Here is a 24,847-nt window from a genome sequence, read left to right on the forward strand (position 1 = left end):
AAAGCGCTTTTGAAACAGCAGCTTGCCGACATTCGCGCACTCCGATGACGCAGCGCAAAAGCCGTTGCGGATACGGACGGTTCAAGTCTTATATATGATATCTTTTATTGCATCTCAAGCCAAGCCACCTCCCGCACTGCGACATGAGGGCTTGGCTATACTGCGCGCCCCTGCCCTGCGCTTGCCGACCGACGGCGCGACATGACCGCTCCCGCCCCCCTCGACCATGCCGATCTGCGTGCCCTGAACACGCTGCACCTGCCTGCCCGCGCGGCGCGCCTGCAGCCGGTGGAGGACGCGGCCGACCTGCCGGCGCTGACCGCGGCCGTCGCCGACCGCGGCGAGCCGCTGCTGGTGCTCGGCGGCGGCAGCAACATCGTGTTCGCCGGCGATTTCGCCGGCACCGTGCTGCACATGCGCACCCGCGGCATCGAACTGCTGGCGCAGGATGGCGACACGGTGCAGGTCGCGGTCGCGGCAGGTGAGCTCTGGCATGACTGGGTAGCCAGCGCGCTCGAGCGCGGCTGGTACGGGCTGGAAAATCTGGCCCTGATTCCGGGCACCGTCGGCGCAGCCCCGGTCCAGAACATCGGCGCCTATGGCATCGAACTGGTCGACCGGCTGCAGGCAGTCGAGGCCTGGGACCTCGAAGCGCGGCAGTGGCTGCGCCTGAGCGCCGCCGAATGCGAAATGGGCTACCGCGACAGCGTGTTCAAGCGCCGGCTGGCCGGCCGGGCGGTGATCACCCGGGTCATTTTCCGCCTGAGCACGGTGCCCGACCCGCGGGCGCAGTATGCCGACCTGCAGCGCGAACTGGCGGCGCGCGGCATCACCGCCCCCACCCCGCGCGACGTGTTCGACGCGGTCTGTGCCATCCGCCGCGCCAAGCTGCCGGACCCGGCGCAGATCGGCAATGCCGGCAGCTTCTTCCGCAATCCGGTGCTGGATGCAGCCGATGCCGCGCGCCTGCTGGCCGCCCATCCGGACGCGCCGCACTATCCGGCAGCGGGCGGCGCGGTGAAATTCGCCGCCGCATGGTTCATCGACCGCTGCGGCTGGAAAGGCGTGCGCCGCGGCGACGCCGGCGTGCATGAACGACAGGCGCTGGTGCTGGTGAACCACGGCCAGGCCACCGCCGCCGAACTGCTGGCGCTGGCGCGCGACATCCAGGCCGACGTCCGGGCCCGCTACGGCGTGGCGATCGAGCCGGAACCGGTCATCGTCGGCGGCTGATCAGCCGGCGGCCAGACCGTGGCGCCGCCGTGCGCGCAGGCAGGCCTCCGAGCCGGCCTCGAATTCGCGGCAGGGTTCGGGCCGATCCTCGTAGATCCAGCAGCTCACGCACTGACCTATCGTGCCGCGCAGCGCCCGGCAGCGCGGCTGCGCATGGTCGGTGCCGCGCATGCGGGCAATGGCGCCGTTCAGTTCGTCGTACAGCCCTTCGGGCACCCGGCCGCCCTGCGCCTCGCCGTCCGACGGATGGAAATCGACCCGGAAACTGGCGCAGCAGGCGCCACAGGCGGTGCAGTCAAAGCTCATGCAGCGATCTCCAGCAGGCAGCGGTACAGCGCGTGGCCGCTGGCCGCGTACTTGCGCTCGAAGGGCGTGAGCGGCGCCGCGGGCGAGAACGCCTCGACCGCGGCGTCGATGCCGGCGATCAGCTTCGCCGCAAGCGCGAATTCCTCGACGTAGATGCGCCAGTTGCTGCGGCATTCGATGACGCCGCCGAGCGCCAGCACGGTCGGGAACACCGGATGCGCCGGCCAGCGGCGCGCCAGATGACCGATCTTGGGCCAGGGATTCGGGTAGAGCATGTACTGGCGCGCCGGCCGGTAGCCACCGTCCAGCAGCAGGCGCCAGATGTCGGCCATGTCGGCGCGCAGCAGCCGGGCGTTGGCCGGCAGCGCCGGCGCGCGCGACAGCCGGTCGGCCGACTGGTCCACGCCCAGCACCACATGATCAGGAAAGCTTTCCGCCAGCCGCGCCGTGCTTTCGCCGACGCCGCAGCAGCTGTCGATGATGAGCGGCGTGTCCGGCGCACAGCCGGCAGCGAAGCTTTCGAAGGCCTCGCGACTGTAGGGCGCCACCGGCTGCCGGAAGGGCTGGCCGGCACGGCGCGCGATCAGCGCCGGCAGCTGTTCGTGCGGCCCGGTCTGGGCGCTTTCGGGCACCCGGGAACGGCCGGCCGGCGTGGGGTCAGGCGCGTCCACCGCCCAGCAACTCGCGATACACCGCCAGATTGCCCTCGACCATGGCGTCGGTATTGAATTCGCGCTCGACGATTTCACGACCCTGCGCGCCCAGTCGCTGCCGCAGCGCCGGGTCGCCCAGCAGGCGCAGCAGCGCGTCGGCCAGCGCCGCCGGGTCCTGCGGCGGCACCAGCAGACCGGTCACTTCGTGACGCACCGATTCCGGCATGCCGCCGACCGCCGACGACACCACCGGAATGCCGGACGCCATCGCCTGCATCGCCACGTTGGCGAAGCCTTCCATCGTTGCCGGATGCACCAGCACGTCGCAGGCGCGCAGGATGTCGCCGATGTCGTTACGGTAACCGAGGAAGCGCACGCAGCCGTCCAGCCCGGCGGCACTGACCGCGCCGCGCAGCGTGGCCTCTTCCGCCCCCTCGCCGACGAACAGCACCTGCGTATCCGGATGCACCGCCCGGATACGCGGCAAGGCCTGCAGCAGGAAGCGGTGACCCTTGCGCGGAATGAGCTGGGCGATCACCACCAGCACCGGCACGCCGGCCGGCAGATCGAGCTTCGCCCGCGCCTGCGCGACGTCGAGCGCGCTCTGGTAGGCGCGGAAGTCGATCGCGCTATAGACCTGACGGATGCCTTCGGCCGGCACGCCGGCCTCGATCAGCACCCGGGCGATGCCCTTGGACACGGTCACCACCCGGTCGGGCAGCGTGACGTAGCGCAGCCGCGTGAGCCAGCCCGGCTTGACCGGGTCATCGACCCGGCGCGACAGCACCACCTTGCCGATGCCGGTCAGCTTGGCGGCGAGCAGGCCCAGCGTGTCCGCACCGCGCCGGCTGTGGATGTGGATCACGTCCGGCCGCTCGGCGCGCAGAATGGCGGCCAGACGCCAGATGAAGCGGAGGTCGATGTCGCCGGCGAAATCGACCGCGCGCAGGTTCAGGCCGTCGGCTTCGGCCAGACGGTGCAGGTCGCCACCGCGGGCGCACACCAGCACCGCCGGCTCGCCGCGGGCGCGCAGGCCGCGCATCAGGTAGTACACCTGCATGGTGCCGCCGAGGCGGTGCCGCCCCATTTCGATGTGCAAGGTTTTCATGCGTCGGAAGGTAGCAGCGGCCGCGCGACGTCGAGCACGTGTTCGGGCGTGATGTCGCGCAGGCAGTGGAAGGCGCCGCCGCAGGTCGGGTGGCGGCGGCAGGGCGAACAGCGCTTGCCCAGCCAGATCACCCGCGCATTGTCGCGGCCGGTGACGGTGTAGGGACAGGTCGAGCCGAACAGCGCCACGGTGGGCGTGGCCATCGCGATGCCCATATGGGTGAGCCCGGTGTCCACGCCGACCAGCAATGCGGCGTGGCCGATCAGCGCGGCCGCTTCGGGCAGCCGGGTGGCACCGGCCAGATGGACGATGCGCGGGTCGGCAGCGGTGATGCGTGCGGCCGCCTCCGCGTCCGCCGGTCCGCCGAGCAGCACCGGCGTCAGACCGTGGCGGTCCAGCAGCAGACGGCACAGCGCCTGCCAATGGTCCTCGAACCAGTGCTTCTGCGGCCGGGTGGTGAACGGCGCGCAGGCAACGAAACGGCCAGGTGCCAGCCGGTGCTTCGCCATCGCTTCGCGTGCGCGGCCGTCGACCGCGCCGGACACGGTGAGCCGAGGCAGGAAGTCACCGCAGTCCAGGCCGAGATGTTGCGCCATGAACAGGTATTCGGAACTGATGCGCGCCGGGTCGCCGCCACGGGCGATCACTTCGGTCATCAGCAGCCGGCTGCCCTCCTTCGACCCGAGACCGACCCGGCGCGGCGCACCGGTGAGCCAGGCGAGAAAGCCGCTTTTCAGCAGGCCCTGGAGATCGAGCACGGTGTCGAAACGGTGCTCGCGCAGCTGGCGGCGGAAGGCGCGCACCCGCCGCCACAGTTCCAGCCGGCGGCCTTCGCGCCACAGCTGTTTCCACTCGGCCTTGGGCCAGGTGATGACCGCGTCCAGACAGCGGTCATCGGCGATCAGCGGCGCGATGCCCGGCTCCACCAGCCAGGCGACGTAGGCGTCCGGGTGCGTGCGCTTGAGCGCTTCCGCCAGCGGTGACGCGAACACCACGTCGCCGATGGCCGAGGTACGGACGATGAGGACGCGCTTCACGCGCGTGACTCCCGGGCCGGACTCCACAGCAGCGCAAGGAAGACGACATACATCAGGCTGGTGTTGGAGCGCATCAGATAGGACTCGAACAGACAGATCACCATGAACAGCAGGGGCAGCGCCCGGCGCATGCGGCGGCGGCTGTCGTCGTGGCCGCGCCGCAGCAGCGGCACGCCCAGCAGCGCCACCAGCAGCACGCCGCCCAGCAGGCCGGTCGAGGTCAGCACGTACAGATAGTGGTTGTGCGGATTCCAGGCCGGTGCCCAGGCCGGCGTGTAGCGCTCATTGACCGCACGATAGACCTCGGGGTAGTCACCGATACCCACGCCGGCGAGCGGCGCGTCACGGAATATCCGCAGCGCGTTCTGCCAGTAAATGAGACGTTGACTGACCGAGGCCTTCGGCAGCTCCTCGTAGTGCTCCAGTTCGTTGACCACGCGGTCGGCCCGCATCCGGAAGTAGTCGTTGCCGGCATAGCCGCCGATCACGATGCCGCCGACCAGCAGCGCGGACACCGCCGCCGCCAGCACCGGACGGCGGGCGAAACGCTGGAAGGCCAGCAGTGTCAGCAGCGCGAGGAAGCCGACCAGACCGGCGCGCCCGCCGGAAATGACCAGATTGAAGGCGGTGGTGGCCAGCAGGCCGGCGTACACCAGGCGCATCTTCGTGCCGGAGGTGTCGAACAGCAGCCGGTGGCCGGCCAGATAGCCGGCCAGCGCCAGCGCCGGCGCGTACAGGATGCGGTCGACGAAGGGCGCGGTGTCGTCCGCGCCCTTGTCCACCCGGATGCCGTCCGGCAGCCCCGGCCAGACATGCATCTGCGCCCAGTTGTACAGCGCCAGCGCCTCGCAGAAGGCCACTGACGCGAGAAAAGCGGAAATGTAGCGACCGACGTGTTCGCGCCTTGCCACGCTGAAATACAGCGGCGCCAGCAGGAAGAAATTCTGCCGGCCCAGCATGCGACGGCCCCACTCGAGATCGTCCGACCAGAACAGCGAAGCGACGAACACGCCGTAATAGGCCAGACAGATCCACACCAGCGGCTCATCGGCCAGCGCGCGGAACTTCGCGACAAAACGCCCTTCTGCCAGCCACAGCAGCAGCATGACGGCCGTCAGCCAGTACGCCGGCGCCACGGTGAGTGGAATGCTCGCGCACACGCCGGCCAGCAGCCATGAATTGATGGCCGGAATGCGTGCGCGGAAGGTGGCCAGGCTCATTCGATCTCCACACCGCACTGTTCGAAGGTGGCGCGCATGTCGCGCGCCTCGTCGGCCGACTTGAAATGCACTGCAGGCCAGCCGAAGGCGCGCACCCGCACCGCTGGTGCATAGATCTGGCGGGCGATCAGCAGCGCGGTCGAACGCACGCCGACCACGGCCGCGTAAGGCGTACGGGCCATATGGACCTCGAGCGCGCAGTCCGGCTCGATCAGCCGGTAGTCCGCGTGCTTGAGCTCGTGCGCCGCATCCTTGGGATGCGCCTTGTAATCGATGTCGCTGATGCCCTGCGCCGCCAGCCAGTCGCGGATGCGCACGGTGGTGGTCGCCAGGTCGGCGGCGCTCATCAGCCCGAAGCCGGTCAGCGGCTGGCCCACGACCAGCGCACGCCGGGGTGCATCCGCGGCGGCCGGCGGCGGTGCATCGACCAGCGGCGGCAGCACCACCACCTTGTCCGCGGGGTATTCGTGCGGCAGCCCGGGCAGCACATAGATGCGGTCGCAGAACGGGGCGTCCGAACCGATGCGGTCACCGGAAAAGCAGGTGTAGCGGAGCTCCGGCGCCACCAGCGCGCGCAGTCGCCGCGCCTGCTGGGCCAGACGCCTGAACGCGCTGAGCGGGTAGCGACGGATGGAAATCAGTCCGTCCGGCAGGATGCGCGCGTGCATTTCGCGGGCACCGGCAGCTCGCGGCAGCGCGTGCAGGAAGTAATTGATGGCCTCGGTGTCGAATACCGCGCTGTGAAGGATCAGCCGCTCGCAGCGCCCGACCAGATCCGCCACCAGGCGGATGTTGGCGCGCTGCCGGCGCAGCCGGCCGAAGCGCCCGGGCAGCGGCTCCCAGCGCGGCCAGGGCATGTAGCTGCAGGCGTCCCACTCGGCCGGATCGACCGCCGACTTCATGCCCGGCTTGTACCACACCAGCACCTGCCGGGCGCCCGCCTCCAGCGTCTGAGCAATGCGCCGCGCGGCCAGGTACTGCAGCGGGGAAGCGACGAAATAGACGGAAACGGTGCGGCTTTCGGACATGCCGGCGGGCAGTGCGGGAATTTTGCGAAGGCGTGATGGTACTTGTTTGGGCCCGCGGCCGCCTCCCCCCGTTCGGGCGAGAGGCGGCCGGCACGCCGCGCGCCCGCCGGCCCGGGCGTCCGCACGCACCGGCCGGCGCCGGGGCGGGCAGGCATCTTCCATGCGCAGGGAAGGCAAACGTCCTGCACCCGGTCCGGCCCGAGCCCGCAGGGAAATCATGCGGATAGCATCGACCTCCCTCACGCTTCAAGACGAAAAGGAGACACGATGAACCTCTTCCGCGCCTGGCGCAGCCTGGTCTGCGGACTCGCCCTCGCCACCTCGAGTGCGGTGTTCGCGCAGACCGACCACGAAAGCTTCGAGCGCGACATCCGGACTGCGCTGACTCCGCTGACCGGCCAGTCGATCACAACCTATACCGTCGTTCATCTGGACGCCGAGCACGCCCCCTGGACCGACACCGGCCTCACGCTGGCGGTCGGCGACCGGGTGACCGTGCTGCTTCAGGGCCGCGCCTGGCTGTCGCGGCACTACGACATTTCGCTGGAAGCGCCGCTGCAGGTGTGGCGGCGCATCGGCGAACAGGGCCGCATCACGCGCAGCATCGACGCCCATGACACCTTCACCGCCGACCGCGCCGGCCCGCTGCAGATCAAGAATCTGCCGCTGCGCTGGCTGGACGCGCACGGGGCCGCGCTCGAATCCGGCGTCCGCGGCAATCCGGACGGCGGCGGTGGCGTGAGCATCGCGGTGATCCGCTGGTCGCCGCAGGCGAACATCGGCGCCGCCCTGGCCACGCTGGCACGCCAGCCCAACGCCCCGGCCTGGGCCGCGCCGGCACTGGCCCGGCTACAGACCCCACCGAGCGCACCGGACGGCTGGAGCTATCTGTGGGAACTGGGACCGGCCGACATCTTCAGAGAAACCCGCGCCACCGGTGACGACGGCGGCCCGGCCCGCCGCATGCATGCGCACACGCGCAATGATGTCGCCATCCTGCAGACCGCGGCCGACGCGCCACTGTCTCCGGACACCGAGCTGCGCTGGGCGTGGAAGGTCGACCGCCTGCCCGGACGCAGCGCCGAAAACACGGTGATCACGCACGACTACCTGAGCATTGCGGTCGAGTTCGATAACGGACAGGACCTGACCTATCTGTGGAGCAGCGCGCTGCCGGTCGGCGAAACCTTCCGCTGCCCGCTGCCCGGCTGGAAGGACAGGGAAACCCATGTGGTGGTGCGCTCCGGTACCGCCGACCTCGGCAAGTGGCTGAACGAAGCGCGCAATGTCTGGCGCGACTATGCGCAGGCCATCGGCGGCGAACCGCCGAAGCGCATCGTCCGCGTATGGCTGATCGCCAACAGCGTGTTCGGGCGCGGCGAAGGCCGGGCCGAGCTGGGCGACATCCGCCTCGGCGCGAACGGGCAGGACCGCTTCGTCTGGTAAGCGGTGGCGTCCCGGGCGCCGCCGTAAGGATTCCGGCCCCGGTTCGCCCGCCTCAGTTCTCCGGCCCGAGATCCAGCCGGGCGCGCACTTCGCACTCGTGTTCGACATAGACCCATTCCGGGCTGGCACGCAGCCGCGCCAGCAGATCATCGAACAGCGGCGCGTGTTCGGGCGCGAATTCGAACCAGGTCAGGAAATCGAACGGTTCGTCCGGTGACAGGTCACGGCAGTGGTGCAGACGTCTCGCCACCGCCGGCAGCGCGCGCAGCCCGTGGGCAATGTGATGCGACTGCTCTTCCATGACCGCGCGCCGCTCGTCCTGCGCCAGCGCCCACCAGGCGGCGGACTTGCGGATCGGGATCAGCACCGCGCACACCGCCTGCGCCCGTCCGAGCGTGGGCGTGGCAGCAGCCAGCGCCTGCCTTTCGTCCCGGTTCACATAGCGCTCGTTGCTGGTGATGCCGCGCAGCGACCACAGGCCTGTCGTCGCGGCGTCGCCGGCGATGCGGTCGAGGCGAGGCGCCTCGGGCAGTGGTTCGCCGATGACGCCGCGTACTTCGGTCATGCGCCACGGGCCGTCGGCACCGGCGACGAAAGTCCATAAGCGTTCTGTCATGGCTGACTCCGGTTCGGATGGGCGATCAGTTTGAGGGCGGCGGGCGGAAACGACCGACGCCCGGTCGAGCATGCATCGGCCATGCCGGCCTGGCATTGCACTTGCAGCCGGAAACGGGTCGCCGCACGGCCGATGCGGAAGAACTGGACCGCGAGAACGCACCATATCGGTGCGGAAACCGCGTGCGGATGGGACCTGCCTGCTCTCGAGCCCACGCCGCATGCGCGCCTCTCTTCCACAACGAGCGCGTGACGACACGACCGGATTCCGGACGCCGCACTCCGGATACCGGACTCCCCGACGCCACCTCGCGCACCCGGCTGCTGCCTGCCCTGCGCCCCCGTTCAGGACCGCCACCATGACCTTCCGCCGCTTCACGCGTCTGCGATGGACGCCGCCCTCCAGCCACGCGCTGCTCGCCAGCGCAGTCCTGCTCTGTGCCGGAGCAGCCGACGCCCAGATGACCTTGCAGGGGCCGGGCGACAGCTCGCTGACGCTCGGCCTCTGGCTGCGCGCTTCCTATGTCAGTGCCGAAGAGGCGCGCCCGGCCGGCGGCAGCGCGCACGACGGCGGCTTCACGCTGGATTCGGTCCGTCTGCTGTCGTCGGCCCGATTCACCCGGCGCATCGGCGCCACGCTCACCTTCGAACGTCCGCCGTCCGAGGACCTGCAGCTGCTGGACGCCATCCTGCAGTTCGAACTGGCGGACGGCCTCAACCTGTGGGCCGGCCGGCTGGTGCCGCCGTCCGACCGCTCGAACATGGCGGGCAACCAGTTCGCCAATGTGTGGGGCTACCCCCTCGTATCGCTGTACCCGAACGCCTTCACCGGCCGCGACGACGGCGTGCTGCTGTGGGGCAATCTGTACGACGACCGGCTGCTGTACGGCGTCGGCGTGTTCGAGGGCAGGAACCGCGGCAGCGGTCTGTCGAACGCCGCCAATGAACCGCTGTTCGCCGCCCGCGTCGCCTGGAGCTTCCTCGACACCGAGCCCGGCTACTACGGCACCAGCACCTATTACGGCGACAAGGAGGTGTTCACGCTGGGCGCCGCGCTGATGAGCCAGAAGGACGGCGTGGGTGTGGCCGGCGCCCGCGGCGACTATCGCGCGTGGAACATCGACGCGCTGTACGAAAGCCGGGGGTACAGCGGCGGCGTGCTGACGGTCGAAGCCGCCTGGTACGACTACGACACCGACGGCGTGACCGACGCCGCGCCCGCCGATCCGCTGTGTTCGCGGGTCACCAACTGCGGCGGCGCGGTGCAGGCGGACGCCGCCCTGCTGACGGTGGGCTACCTCATTCCGGGCGCGGTCGGTCCCGGCCGCTTCCAGCCCTATGTGCGGGTACAGCGGCTGGATCCGGACAGCGGCGCACGCACCGAGCAGTGGGATATCGGCACGAACTACGTGCTGTCCGGCCACAAGGCGCGCCTCACCGCGGTGTATTCGAGCGCGAAGAGCGAAGGCGCGGCCTCGCTCGACCGCTTCGTGCTCGGGCTGCAGCTGCTGTACTAGCGGCTCAGTCACTCGACGCCCGCATGGCCAGCGCCGCGGCGGCGGCGCGGGTTTCCACGCCCAGCTTCTCGTAGATGTGCTCGAGGTGCTTGTTAACAGTGCGCGGGCTCATGCCGAGGATGTCGCCGATGTCGCGGTTGGTCTTGCCCTTGGCCAGCCAGGACAGCACCTCGGCCTCGCGCGGCGTGAGCTGGGCACCGGCGATGCGGGTGCTCGATTCGCCGCGCTTCCTGACGTCGAGCAGCAGCATGTGTTCGCCCAGACCGACCGCACCCAGGCTGCGCGCGTACAGGGACTGGTCGCCCTGCTCGCGCAGCAGCCGCGCGTCGGCCGCCGGGTCGGCCGCCAGCGTGGCCGGATCGCCGAGCCAGTCAGCGGTGGTGGCCGCCGGATCGATGCCGAACTGGCCCAGGCACTCCGCCGCGCGCGGCGAACGCCAGGCGATGCGGCCCAGCGCGTCGACCACCAGCACGCCCAGACCGGCCACGTCCACCGCCTGGCGGGCGATGCGTACCGCGCGCGCGTTGCGCACATGGGCCTGCAGACGCACCAGCACCTCTTCCACCCGCAGCGGCTTGACCACGTAGTCGGTGCCGCCGGCGGTAAAGCCTTCGACCACCTCGGCAGTGCCGGACAGGCCGGTCATGAAGATGACCGGTACGTGGGTGAGGCCGGGTTCGTCGCGGATGCGGCGGCAGGTGTCGAAGCCGGACAGGCCGGGCATGACCGCATCGAGCAGGATGGCGTCCGGTACCACCCATTCGAGGCGTGACAGCGCGGAGGCGCCGTCGTGCGCGATCAGCACGGTATAGCCGCCGTCGGACAGCGCGTCGCACAGGAAGCCGAGGGAATCAGGCGCGTCGTCGACGACGAGCACCACCGGTTTCTGGAATTCAGAGTGCATGAGCATCCCGTTGCAGCAATTGGGTGAAGCGGATCAGGTCGAAGCCATCGACCAGCGCGCGCAGGCGCCGGCAGTCCTCGCGCGCCGCCTCCGAACGGTCGGCGATGGCGTCGAGCAGCGTGGTGATGCCGTTCACGTGGCCCAGCCGGGACAGCCGCAGCAGCGCAGCGCGCTCCTCGTCGTCGAGCGCAAGCAGTGGCGCGTCGGCCGCCGGCGCCGCCTTCGGCAGCCCGGCGCCGACCGGTTCGTCAACATGCAGCGTGAGGTCCAGCGCCTCGCGCAGCTGTTCCAGCAGTTCGGATTCGATCACCGGCTTGGGCACGAAGCCGGCGCAGCCGGCAGTGCGCAGCAGCTCGCTGCGGTTCTCGAACACATTGGCCGACACCATGAGCACCGGAATCGGCGCGCCGTCGAACTCGCGTAGCCGGCGCGCGGTTTCCCAGCCGTCCATGCCCTCCATATTGATGTCGAGCAGCACCACGTCCGGGCGCGCCCGGGCGACGCAGGCCAGCGCCTCTTCGCCGCTGCCCGCCTCGTCCAGATCGAAGCCCAGCGGCGCCAGCATGGCGGTCAGCATGTGGCGCTGGGTGGCGTCGTCATCGACCAGCAGCACCCGGCGGCGCGGGCCTTCGTAGCCGATCACGGTGCGTGCCGGCCGCGGCTGCGACGGCACCGACAGGTATTCAGGCAGGTAGAGGCGCAGCCGGAAGGTGGAGCCGCGGCCCGGCTCGCTGTCCAGCGTCAGTTCGCCGCCCATCAGCGAAGTGAGCATGCGGGTGATGCTCAGCCCCAGGCCGGTGCCGTGCTCGGCGATCATGCGACCGGTGGTGCTGCGCTCGAAGGGCATGAAGATGCGGGCGTGGTCTTCCGGCGCGATGCCCGGCCCGGTGTCGGCGATCTCGAAACGGGCCACTTCCATCCGGTAATCGACCCGCAGCACCACCTCGCCGCGCTCGGTGAACTTGACCGCATTGGCCAGCAGATTGATCAGCACCTGGCGCAGGCGCTTGGCGTCCACCCGCACATAGTCGGGCAGGCGGCCGCTGGTATCGACCCGGAAGCGCAGGCCCTTGCGCGCCGCCTGCGGCTCGAACATCTTGGCCAGGTCGTCCAGCAGTTCGCGCATGTGCATCGGCGCCGGGTCCAGCCTGAGCTTGCCGGCCTCGATGCGCGCCAGATCGAGCAGTCCGTCGATCAGGCCCAGCAGATGCTCGCCGCTGCGCAGTATGGTGCCGAGCGCGCGCTTCTGCGTGTCGTCAGGGCCGGACCGGGCGCCCTGCTTTCCGCTCTCGCGCAGCAGGATCTGCGCGTAGCCGAGAATGCTGTTCAGCGGCGTGCGCAGTTCGTGGCTGATGCCGGTCACATAGCGGGTCTTGGCCAGATTGGCCGATTCGGCGGCGTCCTTGGCCTTCTGCAGCGCCAGATCGGTACGGCGGTGCGCCTCGATCTCGCGCATCAGCAGCTGGTTCTGCCGGTTCGATTCGTCCTGCGCCAGCCGCCGGCTTTCCGAACCCAGCACGATCCACCAGGCACACACCGCGCACAGCAGCACCAGCAGCGCGAAGGTCTTGGACAGCGTGAGCTGCAGGCTGGCGCGCGCCGCCGGGTACAGACCGCTGACGATGGCCTCCTGGTAGAACACCACGCCGAAGATGACCGCCAGCAGCACGGTGAGCGACAGGAACACCACCAGGAAGTGGCCGATGCGGAAGTTCACCCGCTGCGCCAGCCGCACCGGCAGGATGGCGTTGAGCAGCGCATGCAGCTGGTCGGCCGCGCTCGATTCGGTCTTGCAGCGGTCGTGACAGCGCGATTCCAGGGTGCAGCACAGCGAACAGATGGGCTGACCGTAGGCGGGGCAGTGCGCCATGTCTTCCGATTCGAAGCGGTTCTCGCACACGTGGCAGGTGACGGTTTCGCCCGGCCGCCACGGTGTGGCGCTGCGCCGCGCGAGGTAGTAGCGGCCGCGGGTGGCGAGCGCGATCAGCGGCGCGCAGATGAAGGCGGTCGCCAGCGATATGAAGGGCGAGAAGGCCTGCGCCAGATCGCCCATCCAGCCGGTATAGGCCAGCACCGACAGCACGGTGGCGATGGCCATCGAACCGAGGCCGACCGGATTCAGTTCGTACAGGTGTGCGCGCTTGAACTCGATGTGCGACGGCGACAGCCCGAGCGGCTTGTTCACCACCAGATCGGCCACCAGCGCGCCGACCCAGGCGATGGCGAGATTGGCGTACAGGCCAAGCACATGCTCCAGCGCCTCGAACACGCCGAGCAGCATGAGCAGCAGCGCGATCACCACATTGAACACCAGCCACACCACGCGGCCCGGGTGGCTGTGCGTGAGCCGGGCGAAGAAGTTGGACCAGGCGAGCGAGCCGGCGTAGGCGTTGGTGACGTTGATCTTGAGCTGCGACACGATGACGAACAGCGCGGTCACCGCCAGCACCACCGCCGGTGAGTCGAACACGTAGCCGAAGCCGGCGAGATACATCTGGGTCGGTTCGACCGCGCGGTCCACCGGCACCATGGCCTGCAGCGCGACAAAGGCGAGGAAGGCGCCGCCCAGCATCTTCACCATGCCCGGCACCACCCAGCCGGGACCGGCGATCAGCACCGACGCCCACCAGCGCACCCGGTTCTCGCGCGTCTTCTCCGGCAGGAAGCGCAGGTAATCCACCTGTTCGCCGATCTGCACCACCAGCGAAATCGCCACCGTCGAGGCGGCGCCGAACATGACCCAGTCGAACTCGCTGCTGCCCGAACTGCGGCCGGTCAGGCCGGTGAATTCCGTGTAGAGGTGCGGCGCCTGCCACCACACCGCGACATAGGGCAGCACCAGCAGCACGATCCACAGCGGCTGGGTCCACAGCTGTATGCGGCTGATCAGCGTGACGCCGTGAATCACCAGCGGAATCACGATGACCGAGCACAGCAGATAGCTCCACGCCAGCGGCAGCCCGAAGTACAGCTCGAAGGCCAGCGCCATGATGGCCGCCTCGATGGCGAAGAAGATGAAGGTGAAGCTCGCGTAGACCAGCGAGGTGATGGTGGAGCCGAGATAGCCGAAGCCGGCGCCGCGGGTCAGCAGATCCATGTCCACGCCGTAGCGGGCGGCGCAGTAGCTGATCGGCAGGCCGGTCAGGAAAGTGATCAGCCCGACCAGCAGGATGGCGTACAGCGCGTTGGTGAAGCCGTAGTTCAGCGCGATGGCGCCGCCGATCGCCTCCAGCGCGAGGAAGGACACCGCGCCGAAGGCGGTGTTGGCGACCCGCCATTCGGACCACTTGCGGAAGCTGCGCGGCGTGTAGCGCAGCGCGTAGTCCTCGAGCGTCTCGTTGGCGACCCAGGTGTTGTAGTCGCGGCGGATCTTGAATATCTGATGGGTGGCTTCGGACATCGGGGGCGGTGGGCCTGAGCGGTCTGCTGCCCTCATGCAAGAAATGCTCCGGCAGCGGAATGGCGCGCCGCCGGAGCCCAAGTGCAGCTTCCCTCCACGCCGCGCACTCCGACGGTGCCGCGAGCGACATCGTGGTGCAGTGCGAAAGCGCAGGATTCCACCTTAGCACCTCACCCCGCCCGGACCGCGTCTGTCACCCGGTCCGCACATACGTCGATTGACGTATTCGCGTACGCAGCCCCGGAAACTACTTTTCGCACCGCAGCGAACGATTGCGGTGCACTGCACAACGTCTCATCGGACCGCAGTCGCCTCGCCTGAAGCTCCCCAACCCCTTCCGCTCAGGAGAAACGACATGGCTGACAACAAAGACACGATTCCGGCTCCGCTCACCAGCGAACAGCGCCGCAAGGTTCTGCTCGGCATGGCCGCCGCCCCGGCCCTGATGGTGCCGGGCGTCAGCTTCGGCAACGCGCAGTTCCCGACGGCCAAGGTCAACACGACCAAGCTCGCCGTGACCGATACCGAAGTCATCGTGGGTCAGCTGCACTCCGCCACCGGCACGATGGCGATCTCGGAAACCGGCTCGATCCAGGCCGAACAGCTGGCGATCGACCAGATCAACGCGATGGGCGGCATCCTCGGTCGCAAGATCAAGGTGATCAAGGAAGACGGCGCCTCCGACTGGCCGACCTTCGCCGAAAAGTCGAAGAAGCTGCTGGTGAACGACAAGGTGGCCTGCGTGTTCGGCTGCTGGACCTCGGCCTCACGCAAGGCGGTGCTGCCGGTGTTCGAGAAGGAGAACGGCCTGCTCTACTACCCGACCTTCTACGAAGGCCTGGAGCAGTCGAAGAACGTGATCTACACCGGCCAGGAAGCCACCCAGCAGATCATCTGGGGCCTGGACTGGGCGTCGAAGGAGAAGAAGGCCAAGACCTACTTCCTGATCGGCTCCGACTACATCTGGCCGCGCACCTCGATGAAGATCGCGCGCAAGCACATCGAGTCGGTCGGCAAGCTGGGCAGCGTGGTGGGCGAGGAGTACTACCCGCTCGGCCACACCAACTTCAACTCGCTGATCAACAAGATCAAGGTCGCGAAGCCGGACTGCATCTTCGCAGCCGTGGTGGGCGGCTCCAACGTGGCCTTCTACAAGCAGCTGAAGGCGGCCGGCATCACCGGCGCCAAGCAGTTCCTGCTCACGCTGTCGGTGACCGAGGACGAAATGCTGGGCGTGGGCGGCGAAAACTTCGCCGGCTTCTACTCCTCGATGAAGTACTTCCAGTCGCTCGACAACGCCAACAACAAGGCCTTCGTCGAAGCCTTCAAGAAGGCCTACGGCCCGAAGTCGGTGATCGGCGACGTGACCCAGGCCGGCTATCTCGGCCCCTGGCTGTGGAAGGCCGCAGTCGAGAAGGCGGGCAGCTTCGATGTGGACAAGGTGGTCGCCGCCTCGCCCGGCATCGAACTGAAGACCGCGCCCGAAGGCTACGTGAAGCTGCACGAGAACCACCACCTGTGGAGCAAGGCGCGCATCGCCCAGGGCCAGCCTGACGGCACCTTCAAGGTGGTCGCCGAATCGGCCGAGCTGATCGAGCCCAACCCCTTCCCCAAGGGCTACCAGTAAGCACCCCGAGGCCGGCCCCGGCGCAGACCGGGGCGGTCTCCCTCCCATCCCTGCACCGGCCGGGCGCACGCCCGGCCAACCGTCCGGAGGTCCGCCATGTCATTCGACGAAATCTACAACATCGCCCTCATGCAGGGCTTCGCCGGCCTGAGCCTGTTCTCGGTGCTGCTGCTGATGGGCCTGGGTCTGGCCATCATCTTCGGCCAGATGGGCGTGATCAACATGGCGCATGGCGAGTTCATGACCATCGGCGCCTACACCATCTTCATGTTCTCCAGCCTGACCGAAACCTATGCACCCGGGTTGATGCAGGCCTATTTCCCGGTGGCCATCCTCGCCGCCTTCGTGATCGCCTTCGGCTTCGGCTGGCTCACCGAGTGGGCGCTGATACGCCATCTGTACAAACGGCCTCTGGACACGCTGCTCGCGACCTGGGGCCTGTCGCTCGGCATGCAGCAGGTGTTCCGCTCCACCTTCGGCCCGAAAGAAGTGAGCCCCACCCTGCCCGACTGGCTCATGGGTTCGTGGTCGCCGTCCGAAGGTCTGGACATCCCGATCAACGGCCTGTTCGTGCTCGCGCTCACCCTGCTGGTGACCGGCGGCGTGCTGCTCGCGCTGTACAAGTCGCGCTGGGGCCTGCGGGTGCGCGCCACCGTCGCCAACCGTGCGATGGCCAACGCCACCGGCATCAATACCAAGCGCACTGACCGCCTGACCTACGCCATCGGCTGCGGCATCGCCGGCGTGGCCGGGGCTGCCTTCACCACCATCGGTTCGACCGGTCCGACCTCGGGTTCGCTCTACATCGTCGATGCCTTCCTGGTGGTCACCTTCGGCGGCGCCGGCTCGCTGCTCGGCACCGTGGCCTCCGCCTTCGGCATCGCGCAGACCCAGTCCATCTCCGAGTTCTTCATGACCGGCTCGATGGCCAAGGTACTCACGCTGCTGCTCATCGTGACCATCCTGATGATCCGTCCGCAGGGCCTCTTCGCTTCGAAGATCCGCCGCTGAACGCGATCCGCACCGATTTCGAACCATCCAGGAGATTCACATGGACGCATTCAAGAGCTGGATCGCACGCAGCGGAACAGGAAGCATCCTGCTGCTCGCGCTGCTCATCGTGGTGGTGTTCCCGCTCACGATGGACATCTTCCGTCTCAACCTCGTCGGCAAATACCTCACCTACGCCTTCGTCGCGGTCGGCCTCGTCATGCTGTGGGGCTACGGCGGCATCCTGAGCCTGGGCCAGGGCGTGTTCTTCGGCCTCGGCGGCTACATGATGGCCATGTTCCTGAAGCTGGAAGCCTCCGACCCGGAAGCGACCAAGATCCAGAGCACGCCGGGCATTCCGGACTTCATGGACTGGAACCAGCTGACCGAGCTGCCGCTGTGGTGGGAGCCGTTCCGCCACCTGCCGCTGGCGCTGATCGCGGTGGTGGCGGTGCCGATGGTGCTGGCCTTCATCATCAGCTTCGCGATGTTCAAGCGCCGGGTGGGCGGCGTGTATTTCGCCATCATCACGCAGGCGGTGGCGCTCATCCTGACCGTGCTCATCATCGGTCAGCAGGGCTACACCGGCGGCGTCAATGGCATCACCGACCTGCGTACCCTGCTCGGCTGGGACATCCGCAGCGACTCGGCCAAGTACGTCCTGTACTTCGTCAATGCCGGGCTGCTGATCGGCGTGATCGCGCTGTGCCGCTGGATACAGATGTCCAAGCTCGGCACGCTGCTGCTGGCCATGCGCGACAAGGAAGACCGGGTGCGTTTCTCCGGCTACGACGTGGCGATGTTCAAGGTGTTCGCCTTCGTGCTGGCGGCCGGCATCTCGGCCATCGGCGGCGCGATGTTCACGCTGCAGGTCGGCTTCATGTCGCCGTCCTTCGTCGGCATCGTGCCGTCGATCGAAATGGTCATCTTCGCTGCGGTCGGTGGCCGCATGTCGCTGGTGGGCGCGGTGTATGGCGCGCTGCTGGTGAATTTCGGCAAGACCTACTTCTCCGAATCCGCGCCCGACCTCTGGCTGTTCCTGATGGCCGCGCTGTTCATCGGCGTGGTGCTCGCCTTCCCCAACGGTCTGGCCGGTCTGTACGAAAGCCACGTGAAGCCCTGGTTCGCGCGCCGCAAGGCGCCGAAGGCCGCGCCGGCCGCAGTCGAGCCGCCGGCCGCACCGCCGCCCTCCCCCAGCCAGAAGTCCGCACCGCCCGCCGCCCTGCCCGGCGGCGTACAGGGCCAGTCGGCCTGACCCGCGCCCGACCTGACAGGAGACCGACATGAGCAATACCGACTTCGTACTCGCGATCGAGGACCTCACCGTGTCCTTCGACGGCTTCAAGGCGATCGACGCACTGACCCTCTACGTCGATCGCGGCGAACTGCGCGTGATCATCGGCCCGAACGGCGCCGGCAAGACCACGCTGCTCGACCTGATCTGCGGCAAGACCAAGGCCAGCGCCGGCAGCATCAAGTTCAAGAACCAGGAAATGACCAGACTGGCCGAGCACAAGATCGTGCGCGCCGGCGTCGGCCGCAAGTTCCAGACGCCGTCGATCTACGAAAACCTCTCGGTGTTCAAGAACCTGGAAGTGTCCTTCCCGCGGGGCCGCAGCGTGCTCGGCGCGCTCGGCTTCCGGTGCACCGACGAGGTGAAGGAAAGGGTGCAGTCGGTGGCGACCGAGATCGGTCTGGCCGACGCGCTCGACACCGAAGCCGGCCTGCTCAGCCACGGCCAGAAGCAATGGCTGGAGATCGGGATGCTGCTGATGCAGGAGCCCGAGCTGCTGATGCTGGACGAACCGATCGCCGGCATGAGCGTGCGTGAGCGCGAACTGACCGCCGACCTGCTGCAGCGCATCTGCAAGGGGCGCTCGGTGATCGTGATCGAGCACGACATGGATTTCGTCAAGCGCATCGCCCACAAGGTCACCGTCATGCACCAGGGAAAGATCCTCGCCGAAGGATCGATGGAGAAGGTGCAGGCCGATCCCAAGGTCATCGACGTCTATCTGGGCCACTGAGCCCATCCACGGAAAGGATTCCATCATGCTCAACGTGAAGGACGTCTTCGTCGCCTACGGCCAGAGCCAGGCGCTGCACGGCATTTCGTTCGAGGCGAACCGGAACGAGACGGTCGCCATCATGGGCCGCAACGGCATGGGCAAAACCACGCTGTTCAAGTCGCTGATCGGCGTGCTGCCGCTGAAGAGCGGCAGCATCGAGGTCGCCGGCAACGCGGTGCACAAGGACGAAAGCTACAAGCGCGTCGCCAAGGGCATCGCCTACGTGCCGCAGGGCCGGATGATTTTCCCGACGCTGACGGTCGAGGAAAACATCCAGACCGGTCTGGAAAACGCCAAGGTGAAGAAGGTGCCGGAAGAGATCTACGCGCTCTTCCCGGTGCTGTGGGACATGCGCCGCCGCAAGGGCGGCAACCTGTCCGGCGGCCAGCAGCAGCAGCTCGCCATCGCCCGCGCGCTGGTGACCGATCCCAAGGTGCTGCTGCTCGACGAGCCGACCGAAGGCATACAGCCCTCGATCATCAAGGACATCGCGAAGGCGCTGAACGAAATCCGCAAGCTGCGCGAAATCACCATCGTCGTGTCCGAACAGGTGCTCAGTTTCGCGATGGACGTGGCCGACCGGCTGTTCGTCATCGAGGGCGGCCGCCTGGTCCATGAAAGCACCCGCGCGGAAACCGATACCGCGCGCATCAAGCAGTTCCTGTCCGTCTGACCCCGCCGCAAAGCACCCACCGCCCAACGCCCCTTCCATCCAAGGAGATCAACATGGCAGAGACCCTGATCAAGGTAGACCTGAAGCAGTCGCCCTATGAGAACGACATGGTGCACAACCGCTGGCACCCGGACATCCCCATCGTCGCGTGGGTGAAGCCGGGCGACGACTTCAAGATCGAAACCTACGACTGGACCGGCGGCTACATCCAGAACAACGACAGCGCGGACGACGTGCGCGATGTCGACCTGACCACGGTGCACTTCCTGTCCGGCCCGATCGGTGTCGAAGGCTGCGAGCCGGGCGACCTGCTGGTGGTCGACATCCTCGACATCGGCGCCAAGGAAGACAGCCTGTGGGGCTTCAATGGCTTCTTCTCGAAGAAGAACGGCGGCGGCTTCCTGACCGACCACTTCCCGCTGGCCCAGAAGTCGATCTGGGACATCAAGGGCATGTTCACCGAATCGCGCCACGTGCCGGGCGTCAAGTACGCCGGCCTGATCCACCCGGGTCTGATCGGCTGCCTGCCCGATCCCAAGCTGCTCGAGGAGTGGAACAAGCGCGAGATCGACTTCATCAACACCGACCCGGATCGCGTACCGGCGCTGGGCTGCCCGCCGTGCGCGCCGACCGCGCACATGGGCCGGCTGAAGGGCGAGGCGCGCGACAAGGCCGCGGCCGAAGCGGCCCGCACGGTGCCGCCGCGCGAGCACGGCGGCAACTGCGACATCAAGGACCTGTCGCGCGGCTCGCGCATCTACTTCCCGGTCTATGTGAAGGGCGGCGGCCTGTCGATGGGCGACCTGCACTTCTCGCAGGGCGACGGCGAAATCACCTTCTGCGGCGCCATCGAAATGGCCGGCTGGCTGCACCTGCGGGTGAACATCATCAAGGACGGCATGAAGAAGTACGCGGTGAAGAACCCGATCTTCAAGCCCAGCCCGATCACGCCCAAGTACGACGACTACCTGATCTTCGAAGGCATTTCGGTCGATGAACAGGGCAAGCAGCACTACCTCGACGTGCATGTGGCCTACCGCCAGGCCTGCCTGAACGCGATCGAGTACCTGAAGAAGTTCGGCTACTCCGGCGCCCAGGCCTACTCGATTCTGGGTACCGCGCCGGTGCAGGGTCACATCAGCGGCGTGGTGGACATCCCGAACGCCTGCGCGACGCTGTGGCTGCCGACCGACATCTTCGACTTCGACATCATGCCGACCGAGGCCGGTCCGCAGAAATTCCTCGACGGCAGCGTGCAGATGCCGATCTCGGAAGACGTCTGAGGGCGCCGCCATGCCGACCTACGACTTTCACTGCGAGGCGCATGGCGGCTTTTCCGCCATGCGCAGCATCGCGCAGCGGGACGCGCCCTGCCTGTGCCCGGCCTGCGGCCAGCCGGCTGCGCGCCAGCTGATCTCGGCACCGGCTTTCGCCGACATGCCGGGCCAGCTGCGCAGCGCGCACGCCACCAACGAACGCGCCCGCCACGAGCCCAAGCTGGCCAGCCGCTCGCACGGCCCCGGCTGCTCGTGCTGCAGCGGCAAGCCGAGCAAGACCACGGCCGTCGCGCGCGACGGCTCCAAGGCCTTCCCCACAAAACGCCCCTGGATGATCAGCCACTGATCGCCCGCGCACGCCTTTCCACCGTTTCAACGCACCTTCACAACCGGGAGTCCAGCACCATGAAAAAATCATCCAACACCCCGCGCCTGGCCGCACTGGCCGCTGCCCTCGCCACCTGCGGTGCCGCGCAGGCCGGCGTCACCGTGGCCGGTCCCGGCGAAAGCTATCTGACGCTGAGCCTGTGGGCGCGCTCGTCCTTCTCCAGCGTCGAGAACGCGGCGCCGGACGGCTCGCGCTCCAGCGATTTCTCGATCGACTCGGTCCGCATCATCACCAGCGGCAAGATCACCAAGAACATCGGCGGCATGATCAACTTCGAGCGCCAGTCGGACGAATCGATGCGCATCCTCGATGCGGTCGCCCAGTTCGAACTGACCGAAGGCGTGAACTTCTGGTTCGGCCGCATGCTGCCGCCGACCGACCGCGCCAACATGGCCGGCCCCTACTTCGCCAACGTGTGGGAATACCCGATGGTGTCCCAGTACCCGAACGCCTTCACCGGCCGTGACGACGGCGCGCTGCTGTGGGGCAATGTGCTGGGTGGCAAGCTGCTGTACTCCTTCGGTGCCTTCCAGGGCAAGAACCGCGGCGCCGGCCTGTCCAACGACGGCGACACCCCGCTCTACGCCACCCGCATCGCCTACAGCTTCCTGGACCCGGAACTGGGCTACTACGGCACCAACAGCTATTTCGGCGCCAAGGACATCTTCACCGTCGGCTTCGCCTACCAGATGCAGAAGGACGGCGTGGGCACCGCGCTGGCCAAGGGCGACTACAAGGCCTGGAACATCGACGCGCTGTTCGAGACCAAGCTGGCCGGCGGCGGCGTGGTGACGCTGGAAGGCGCCTACTACGACTACGACACCGACGGCGTGGTCGACGTGGCCGGCGGCAACATCCTGTGTACCAACATCAACAACTGCGGCGGCGCAACCGCCGGCGACGCCTACCTGCTGACCGCCGCCTACCTGATCCCGACCAAGATCGGCATCGGCCAGTTCCAGCCCTATGTCCGCTACCAGGAGTTCAGCCCGGACGCCGGCGGCAAGGCCGACCAGTGGGACCTGGGCCTGACCTACGTGATGGCCGGTCACAACGCGCGCATCACCGGCGTGTATTCCGACATGGAAAGCGCGGCCGGCGTGAAGACCGACAAGTTCATCCTCGGCGTGCAGCTGATGTACTGACCTCCGGGCCCGGCGGGCGCGCAGGGCGCCCGTCTGACCGGCTTTGCGGGCACGCCTCGGCGTGCCCTTTTTGCGTCGACGCAACGCGGCCCGGATGCCGTCACCGCCCTGTCACACGCAGCGGTTTGAATCCGGGGCGTGAATGCATCCGACCCTCTCGTCCGGCACGTCCGCGCCATCTTCCTGTCGGACATCCATCTCGGCACCCGTGGCTGCCAGGCCGAAGCGCTGCTGGATTTCCTGCGCCACCACGAATCCGATTACCTGTATCTGGTCGGCGACATCATCGACTTCTGGGCGATGAGCCGCTCCATCCACTGGTCGCCGTCGCAGAACACCGTGGTGCAGAAAATCCTGCGCCGTGCGCGCAAGGGCACGCGCGTCATCTTCATTCCGGGCAATCACGACGAAGCGCTGCGCGAATACACCGGCACCGTGTTCGGCGACATCGAACTCCAGCGGGAGTACATCCACCAGGCGGCGGACGGTCGCCGCTACTGGCTGGTGCATGGCGACGACTTCGATCAGGTCACCCGCCACCATCGCTGGGTGGCGCTGCTGGGCGACGTGGCCTACAACCTGCTGGTGAGCATCAATGCGCGGCTGTCGTGGCTGCGCCGCACCCTGGGCATCGCCGGCTACTGGTCGCTGGCCGGCTATGCCAAGCGCAAGGTGAAAAGCGCGGTGAGCTTCATCTACGACTTCGAGGATTCGGTCATGCACGAAGCCCGTAGCCGCGGCGTCGACGGCGTGATCTGCGGCCACATCCACGCGGTGTCGCAGCGCGAGGTACAGGGGCTCACCTACATGAACTGCGGCGACTGGGTGGACAGCTGCACCGCCATCGTCGAACACCCGGACGGCCGCTTCGCCATCGTCGACTGGGGTCAGGAACTGCGCAGCACCGGTCCGCGTCCGGCGCTGCCGCTCGAAGAAGAGACCGTCGAGGCCTGAGCGCGTCCGGGGGCTGCGTGCCGCCCCCGCGACGCTTCACCGAACCGGTCAGCCCTCCAGCGCCGTGGCCGGTCCGAAGAACTCGTAACGCGTGCGCTCCGCCGGCACACCGACTTCGGCCAGCAGCGCCTTCACCCGCTTCATGAAGGGTTTCGGGCCGAGGAAGTAGGCGTCCAGCGCCGCCGGCTGCGGCAACCAGCGTTCGAGATGCAGCCGCTCGATGAAACCTTCGGCATGCGCCTGATCGCCGGTGCGCGGTTCGCTGTATACGTAGAAGCGCTTCAGCTTCGGGTAGCGCTGCGCCAGCGCCTCCACCTGTTCGCGGAAGGCATGCACGCCGCCATGGCGCGCGCAGTGGATGAAATGCACCTCGCGTCCGTCGGCCAGCGCCTGCTCCATCATCGGCAGCGCCGGCGTGATGCCCACGCCCGCGGTGATCAGCGCCACCGGGCGTTCCGAAGCCTGCAGCGTGAAATCGCCGGTCGGCGGGAACAGATCGAGCACATCGCCCTCCTTCACCGCCTCGTGCAGATGACCGGACACCCGGCCGCCCGCTTCGCGCTTGACGCTGATGCGATAGTCGCGGCCGTTGGCGGCGGCCGACAGCGAATAGTTGCGGCGCATTTCCTGGCCATCGATCACCAGCCGCAGACCGATGTACTCGCCCGGCGCATGGCGCAGCACCGGCCCGCCATCGACCGGCGCGAGATGGAAGGAGGTGATTTCGTCGCTCTCGCGCACCCGGCGCTCGACGCGGAAGGCGCGCGCGCCGCGCCAGCCGCCGTCGGCCTGCGCGTGGCCGGCATAGACCGACTCCTCGGCGCCGATCAGCAGATCGGCCAGCATGCCGTAGGCGGCGCCCCAGGCTTCGATCACTGCGTCCGTCGCCACCTCGGCGCCCAGCACTTCGCGGATCGCGCGCAGCAGGCAGCTGCCGACCACCGGGTAATGCTCCGGCAGCACCTGCAGCGACACGTGCTTCTGCACGATCTGCCCGACCAGCGGGCCGAGCGCCTCAAGACGGTCGATGTTCTTCGCGTACATCAGCACGCCGTTGGCCAGCGCGCGCGGCTGATCGCCGCTGGCCTGGTGCGCCTGATTGAACAGCGGCCGCACCTCCGGATGTTCGGACAGCATGATGCGGTAGAAGTGGGTGGTCAGTGCCTCGCCGCCGCTTTCCAGCAGCGGTACGGTGGCCTTGACGATGGCTCGGTGTTCCGGGCTCAGCATGGTTGTCTCCTGACAGTGAATGAAAAG

The 24,847-nt window shown here is 67.9% G+C and carries 22 protein-coding genes; 12 read left to right on the plus strand and 10 right to left on the minus strand.

Annotation, left to right across the window (positions count from 1 at the left end):
• Positions 1-201: 201 nt before the first annotated feature.
• Positions 202-1,233: a UDP-N-acetylmuramate dehydrogenase gene (murB, locus tag METUNV1_RS08925; RefSeq protein ID WP_008060960.1), complete on the plus strand. Its 1,032-nt coding sequence runs from the start codon at positions 202-204 to the stop codon at positions 1,231-1,233.
• On the opposite strand, the gene METUNV1_RS08930 is transcribed toward murB, so the two are convergent.
• The 6 genes from METUNV1_RS08930 to METUNV1_RS08955 are packed head-to-tail and all read right to left on the minus strand — an operon-like array spanning position 1,234 to position 6,585.
• The gene (locus tag METUNV1_RS08930) at positions 1,234-1,539 is read right to left on the minus strand and encodes a YkgJ family cysteine cluster protein (RefSeq protein WP_008060961.1); all 306 of its coding nucleotides are present in this window, start codon (positions 1,537-1,539) and stop codon (positions 1,234-1,236) included.
• Positions 1,536-2,210 (minus strand): tRNA (guanine(46)-N(7))-methyltransferase TrmB, encoded by a 675-nt coding sequence (trmB, locus tag METUNV1_RS08935; RefSeq protein ID WP_008060963.1) that lies wholly within the window; start codon positions 2,208-2,210, stop codon positions 1,536-1,538. Before trmB ends, METUNV1_RS08930 begins: the two co-directional genes overlap by 4 nt.
• Positions 2,197-3,300: a glycosyltransferase gene (locus METUNV1_RS08940; RefSeq protein ID WP_008060966.1), complete on the minus strand. Its 1,104-nt coding sequence runs from the start codon at positions 3,298-3,300 to the stop codon at positions 2,197-2,199. Before METUNV1_RS08940 ends, trmB begins: the two co-directional genes overlap by 14 nt.
• Entirely contained in the window at positions 3,297-4,337 is a 1,041-nt protein-coding gene (locus tag METUNV1_RS08945; protein WP_008060969.1) for a glycosyltransferase family 9 protein, read from the minus strand. The genes METUNV1_RS08940 and METUNV1_RS08945 overlap by 4 nt, the downstream gene beginning before the upstream one ends.
• Positions 4,334-5,557: an O-antigen ligase family protein gene (locus METUNV1_RS08950; protein WP_008060971.1), complete on the minus strand. Its 1,224-nt coding sequence runs from the start codon at positions 5,555-5,557 to the stop codon at positions 4,334-4,336. Before METUNV1_RS08950 ends, METUNV1_RS08945 begins: the two co-directional genes overlap by 4 nt.
• Positions 5,554-6,585 carry a polysialyltransferase family glycosyltransferase gene (locus METUNV1_RS08955; RefSeq protein ID WP_008060973.1) on the minus strand — a complete coding sequence of 344 codons (1,032 nt, stop codon included), beginning with the start codon at positions 6,583-6,585 and terminating at the stop codon, positions 5,554-5,556. Before METUNV1_RS08955 ends, METUNV1_RS08950 begins: the two co-directional genes overlap by 4 nt.
• Before the next feature lie 267 nt (positions 6,586-6,852).
• Between METUNV1_RS08955 and METUNV1_RS08960 the strand changes: the two genes are divergently transcribed.
• On the plus strand, positions 6,853-8,031 hold the full coding sequence (locus tag METUNV1_RS08960) for a DUF3047 domain-containing protein (protein WP_008060975.1): 1,179 nt from the start codon (positions 6,853-6,855) through the stop codon (positions 8,029-8,031).
• A 52-nt stretch (positions 8,032-8,083) separates the two neighbouring features.
• Here the strand turns inward: METUNV1_RS08960 and METUNV1_RS08965 are convergent, their stop codons facing one another.
• Complete coding sequence (locus METUNV1_RS08965) at positions 8,084-8,647, minus strand: chlorite dismutase family protein (protein WP_008060976.1); 564 nt, start codon at positions 8,645-8,647, stop codon at positions 8,084-8,086.
• A 358-nt stretch (positions 8,648-9,005) separates the two neighbouring features.
• On the opposite strand from METUNV1_RS08965, the gene METUNV1_RS08970 reads away from it, so the two are divergent.
• Positions 9,006-10,163 carry a hypothetical protein gene (locus METUNV1_RS08970; RefSeq protein WP_008060980.1) on the plus strand — a complete coding sequence of 386 codons (1,158 nt, stop codon included), beginning with the start codon at positions 9,006-9,008 and terminating at the stop codon, positions 10,161-10,163.
• A gap of 4 nt (positions 10,164-10,167) precedes the next feature.
• On the opposite strand, the gene METUNV1_RS08975 is transcribed toward METUNV1_RS08970, so the two are convergent.
• Positions 10,168-11,067: a response regulator transcription factor gene (locus METUNV1_RS08975; RefSeq protein ID WP_008060982.1), complete on the minus strand. Its 900-nt coding sequence runs from the start codon at positions 11,065-11,067 to the stop codon at positions 10,168-10,170.
• Positions 11,057-14,467: an ATP-binding protein gene (locus METUNV1_RS08980; RefSeq protein WP_008060984.1), complete on the minus strand. Its 3,411-nt coding sequence runs from the start codon at positions 14,465-14,467 to the stop codon at positions 11,057-11,059. The genes METUNV1_RS08975 and METUNV1_RS08980 overlap by 11 nt, the downstream gene beginning before the upstream one ends.
• Before the next feature lie 355 nt (positions 14,468-14,822).
• Between METUNV1_RS08980 and urtA the strand changes: the two genes are divergently transcribed.
• The 9 genes from urtA (at position 14,823) to METUNV1_RS09025 (ending at position 23,590) form a co-directional block, all read left to right on the plus strand.
• Positions 14,823-16,094 carry an urea ABC transporter substrate-binding protein gene (urtA, locus tag METUNV1_RS08985; RefSeq protein WP_008060986.1) on the plus strand — a complete coding sequence of 424 codons (1,272 nt, stop codon included), beginning with the start codon at positions 14,823-14,825 and terminating at the stop codon, positions 16,092-16,094.
• Positions 16,095-16,190: 96 nt separating this feature from the next.
• Positions 16,191-17,105 (plus strand): urea ABC transporter permease subunit UrtB, encoded by a 915-nt coding sequence (gene urtB / locus METUNV1_RS08990; RefSeq protein ID WP_008060988.1) that lies wholly within the window; start codon positions 16,191-16,193, stop codon positions 17,103-17,105.
• Positions 17,106-17,145: 40 nt separating this feature from the next.
• Positions 17,146-18,339, plus strand: coding sequence for an urea ABC transporter permease subunit UrtC (gene urtC / locus METUNV1_RS08995; protein WP_008060990.1), 1,194 nt, complete (start codon positions 17,146-17,148; stop codon positions 18,337-18,339).
• 28 nt (positions 18,340-18,367) lie between these two features.
• Complete coding sequence (urtD, locus tag METUNV1_RS09000) at positions 18,368-19,111, plus strand: urea ABC transporter ATP-binding protein UrtD (RefSeq protein WP_008060992.1); 744 nt, start codon at positions 18,368-18,370, stop codon at positions 19,109-19,111.
• Positions 19,112-19,136: 25 nt separating this feature from the next.
• Positions 19,137-19,826, plus strand: a complete 690-nt coding sequence (urtE, locus tag METUNV1_RS09005; protein ID WP_008060994.1) for an urea ABC transporter ATP-binding subunit UrtE — start codon at positions 19,137-19,139, stop codon at positions 19,824-19,826.
• A 53-nt stretch (positions 19,827-19,879) separates the two neighbouring features.
• Positions 19,880-21,109 carry a formamidase gene (gene fmdA, locus METUNV1_RS09010; RefSeq protein ID WP_008060996.1) on the plus strand — a complete coding sequence of 410 codons (1,230 nt, stop codon included), beginning with the start codon at positions 19,880-19,882 and terminating at the stop codon, positions 21,107-21,109.
• A 10-nt stretch (positions 21,110-21,119) separates the two neighbouring features.
• The gene (locus tag METUNV1_RS09015) at positions 21,120-21,449 is read left to right on the plus strand and encodes an FmdB family zinc ribbon protein (protein ID WP_008061003.1); all 330 of its coding nucleotides are present in this window, start codon (positions 21,120-21,122) and stop codon (positions 21,447-21,449) included.
• Between the two features lie 59 nt (positions 21,450-21,508).
• Complete coding sequence (locus METUNV1_RS09020) at positions 21,509-22,636, plus strand: porin family protein (RefSeq protein ID WP_008061004.1); 1,128 nt, start codon at positions 21,509-21,511, stop codon at positions 22,634-22,636.
• Positions 22,637-22,774: 138 nt separating this feature from the next.
• Positions 22,775-23,590 carry a UDP-2,3-diacylglucosamine diphosphatase gene (locus METUNV1_RS09025; RefSeq protein ID WP_008061005.1) on the plus strand — a complete coding sequence of 272 codons (816 nt, stop codon included), beginning with the start codon at positions 22,775-22,777 and terminating at the stop codon, positions 23,588-23,590.
• Positions 23,591-23,638: 48 nt separating this feature from the next.
• Here METUNV1_RS09025 and hmpA read toward each other — a convergent pair whose 3' ends face one another.
• Positions 23,639-24,820: an NO-inducible flavohemoprotein gene (gene hmpA / locus METUNV1_RS09030; RefSeq protein ID WP_008061006.1), complete on the minus strand. Its 1,182-nt coding sequence runs from the start codon at positions 24,818-24,820 to the stop codon at positions 23,639-23,641.
• Positions 24,821-24,847: the final 27 nt, after the last annotated feature.

It is taken from the genome of Methyloversatilis universalis FAM5, from assembly GCF_000214035.2.
GTDB classification, from domain to species: domain Bacteria; phylum Pseudomonadota; class Gammaproteobacteria; order Burkholderiales; family Rhodocyclaceae; genus Methyloversatilis; species Methyloversatilis universalis.

Bases quoted from the DNA above. Each gene is read 5' to 3' on its own strand.
- murB (WP_008060960.1), top strand. From the start codon at position 202: ATGACCGCTCCCGCCCCCCTCGACCATGCCGATCTGCGTGCCCTGAAC.
- METUNV1_RS08930 (WP_008060961.1), bottom strand. From the start codon at position 1,539: ATGAGCTTTGACTGCACCGCCTGTGGCGCCTGCTGCGCCAGTTTCCGG.
- METUNV1_RS08940 (WP_008060966.1), bottom strand. From the start codon at position 3,300: ATGAAAACCTTGCACATCGAAATGGGGCGGCACCGCCTCGGCGGCACC.
- METUNV1_RS08950 (WP_008060971.1), bottom strand. From the start codon at position 5,557: ATGAGCCTGGCCACCTTCCGCGCACGCATTCCGGCCATCAATTCATGG.
- METUNV1_RS08955 (WP_008060973.1), bottom strand. From the start codon at position 6,585: ATGTCCGAAAGCCGCACCGTTTCCGTCTATTTCGTCGCTTCCCCGCTG.
- METUNV1_RS08960 (WP_008060975.1), top strand. From the start codon at position 6,853: ATGAACCTCTTCCGCGCCTGGCGCAGCCTGGTCTGCGGACTCGCCCTC.
- METUNV1_RS08965 (WP_008060976.1), bottom strand. From the start codon at position 8,647: ATGACAGAACGCTTATGGACTTTCGTCGCCGGTGCCGACGGCCCGTGG.
- METUNV1_RS08970 (WP_008060980.1), top strand. From the start codon at position 9,006: ATGACCTTCCGCCGCTTCACGCGTCTGCGATGGACGCCGCCCTCCAGC.
- METUNV1_RS08975 (WP_008060982.1), bottom strand. From the start codon at position 11,067: ATGCACTCTGAATTCCAGAAACCGGTGGTGCTCGTCGTCGACGACGCG.
- METUNV1_RS08980 (WP_008060984.1), bottom strand. From the start codon at position 14,467: ATGTCCGAAGCCACCCATCAGATATTCAAGATCCGCCGCGACTACAAC.
- urtA (WP_008060986.1), top strand. From the start codon at position 14,823: ATGGCTGACAACAAAGACACGATTCCGGCTCCGCTCACCAGCGAACAG.
- urtB (WP_008060988.1), top strand. From the start codon at position 16,191: ATGTCATTCGACGAAATCTACAACATCGCCCTCATGCAGGGCTTCGCC.
- urtC (WP_008060990.1), top strand. From the start codon at position 17,146: ATGGACGCATTCAAGAGCTGGATCGCACGCAGCGGAACAGGAAGCATC.
- urtD (WP_008060992.1), top strand. From the start codon at position 18,368: ATGAGCAATACCGACTTCGTACTCGCGATCGAGGACCTCACCGTGTCC.
- urtE (WP_008060994.1), top strand. From the start codon at position 19,137: ATGCTCAACGTGAAGGACGTCTTCGTCGCCTACGGCCAGAGCCAGGCG.
- fmdA (WP_008060996.1), top strand. From the start codon at position 19,880: ATGGCAGAGACCCTGATCAAGGTAGACCTGAAGCAGTCGCCCTATGAG.
- METUNV1_RS09015 (WP_008061003.1), top strand. From the start codon at position 21,120: ATGCCGACCTACGACTTTCACTGCGAGGCGCATGGCGGCTTTTCCGCC.
- METUNV1_RS09020 (WP_008061004.1), top strand. From the start codon at position 21,509: ATGAAAAAATCATCCAACACCCCGCGCCTGGCCGCACTGGCCGCTGCC.
- hmpA (WP_008061006.1), bottom strand. From the start codon at position 24,820: ATGCTGAGCCCGGAACACCGAGCCATCGTCAAGGCCACCGTACCGCTG.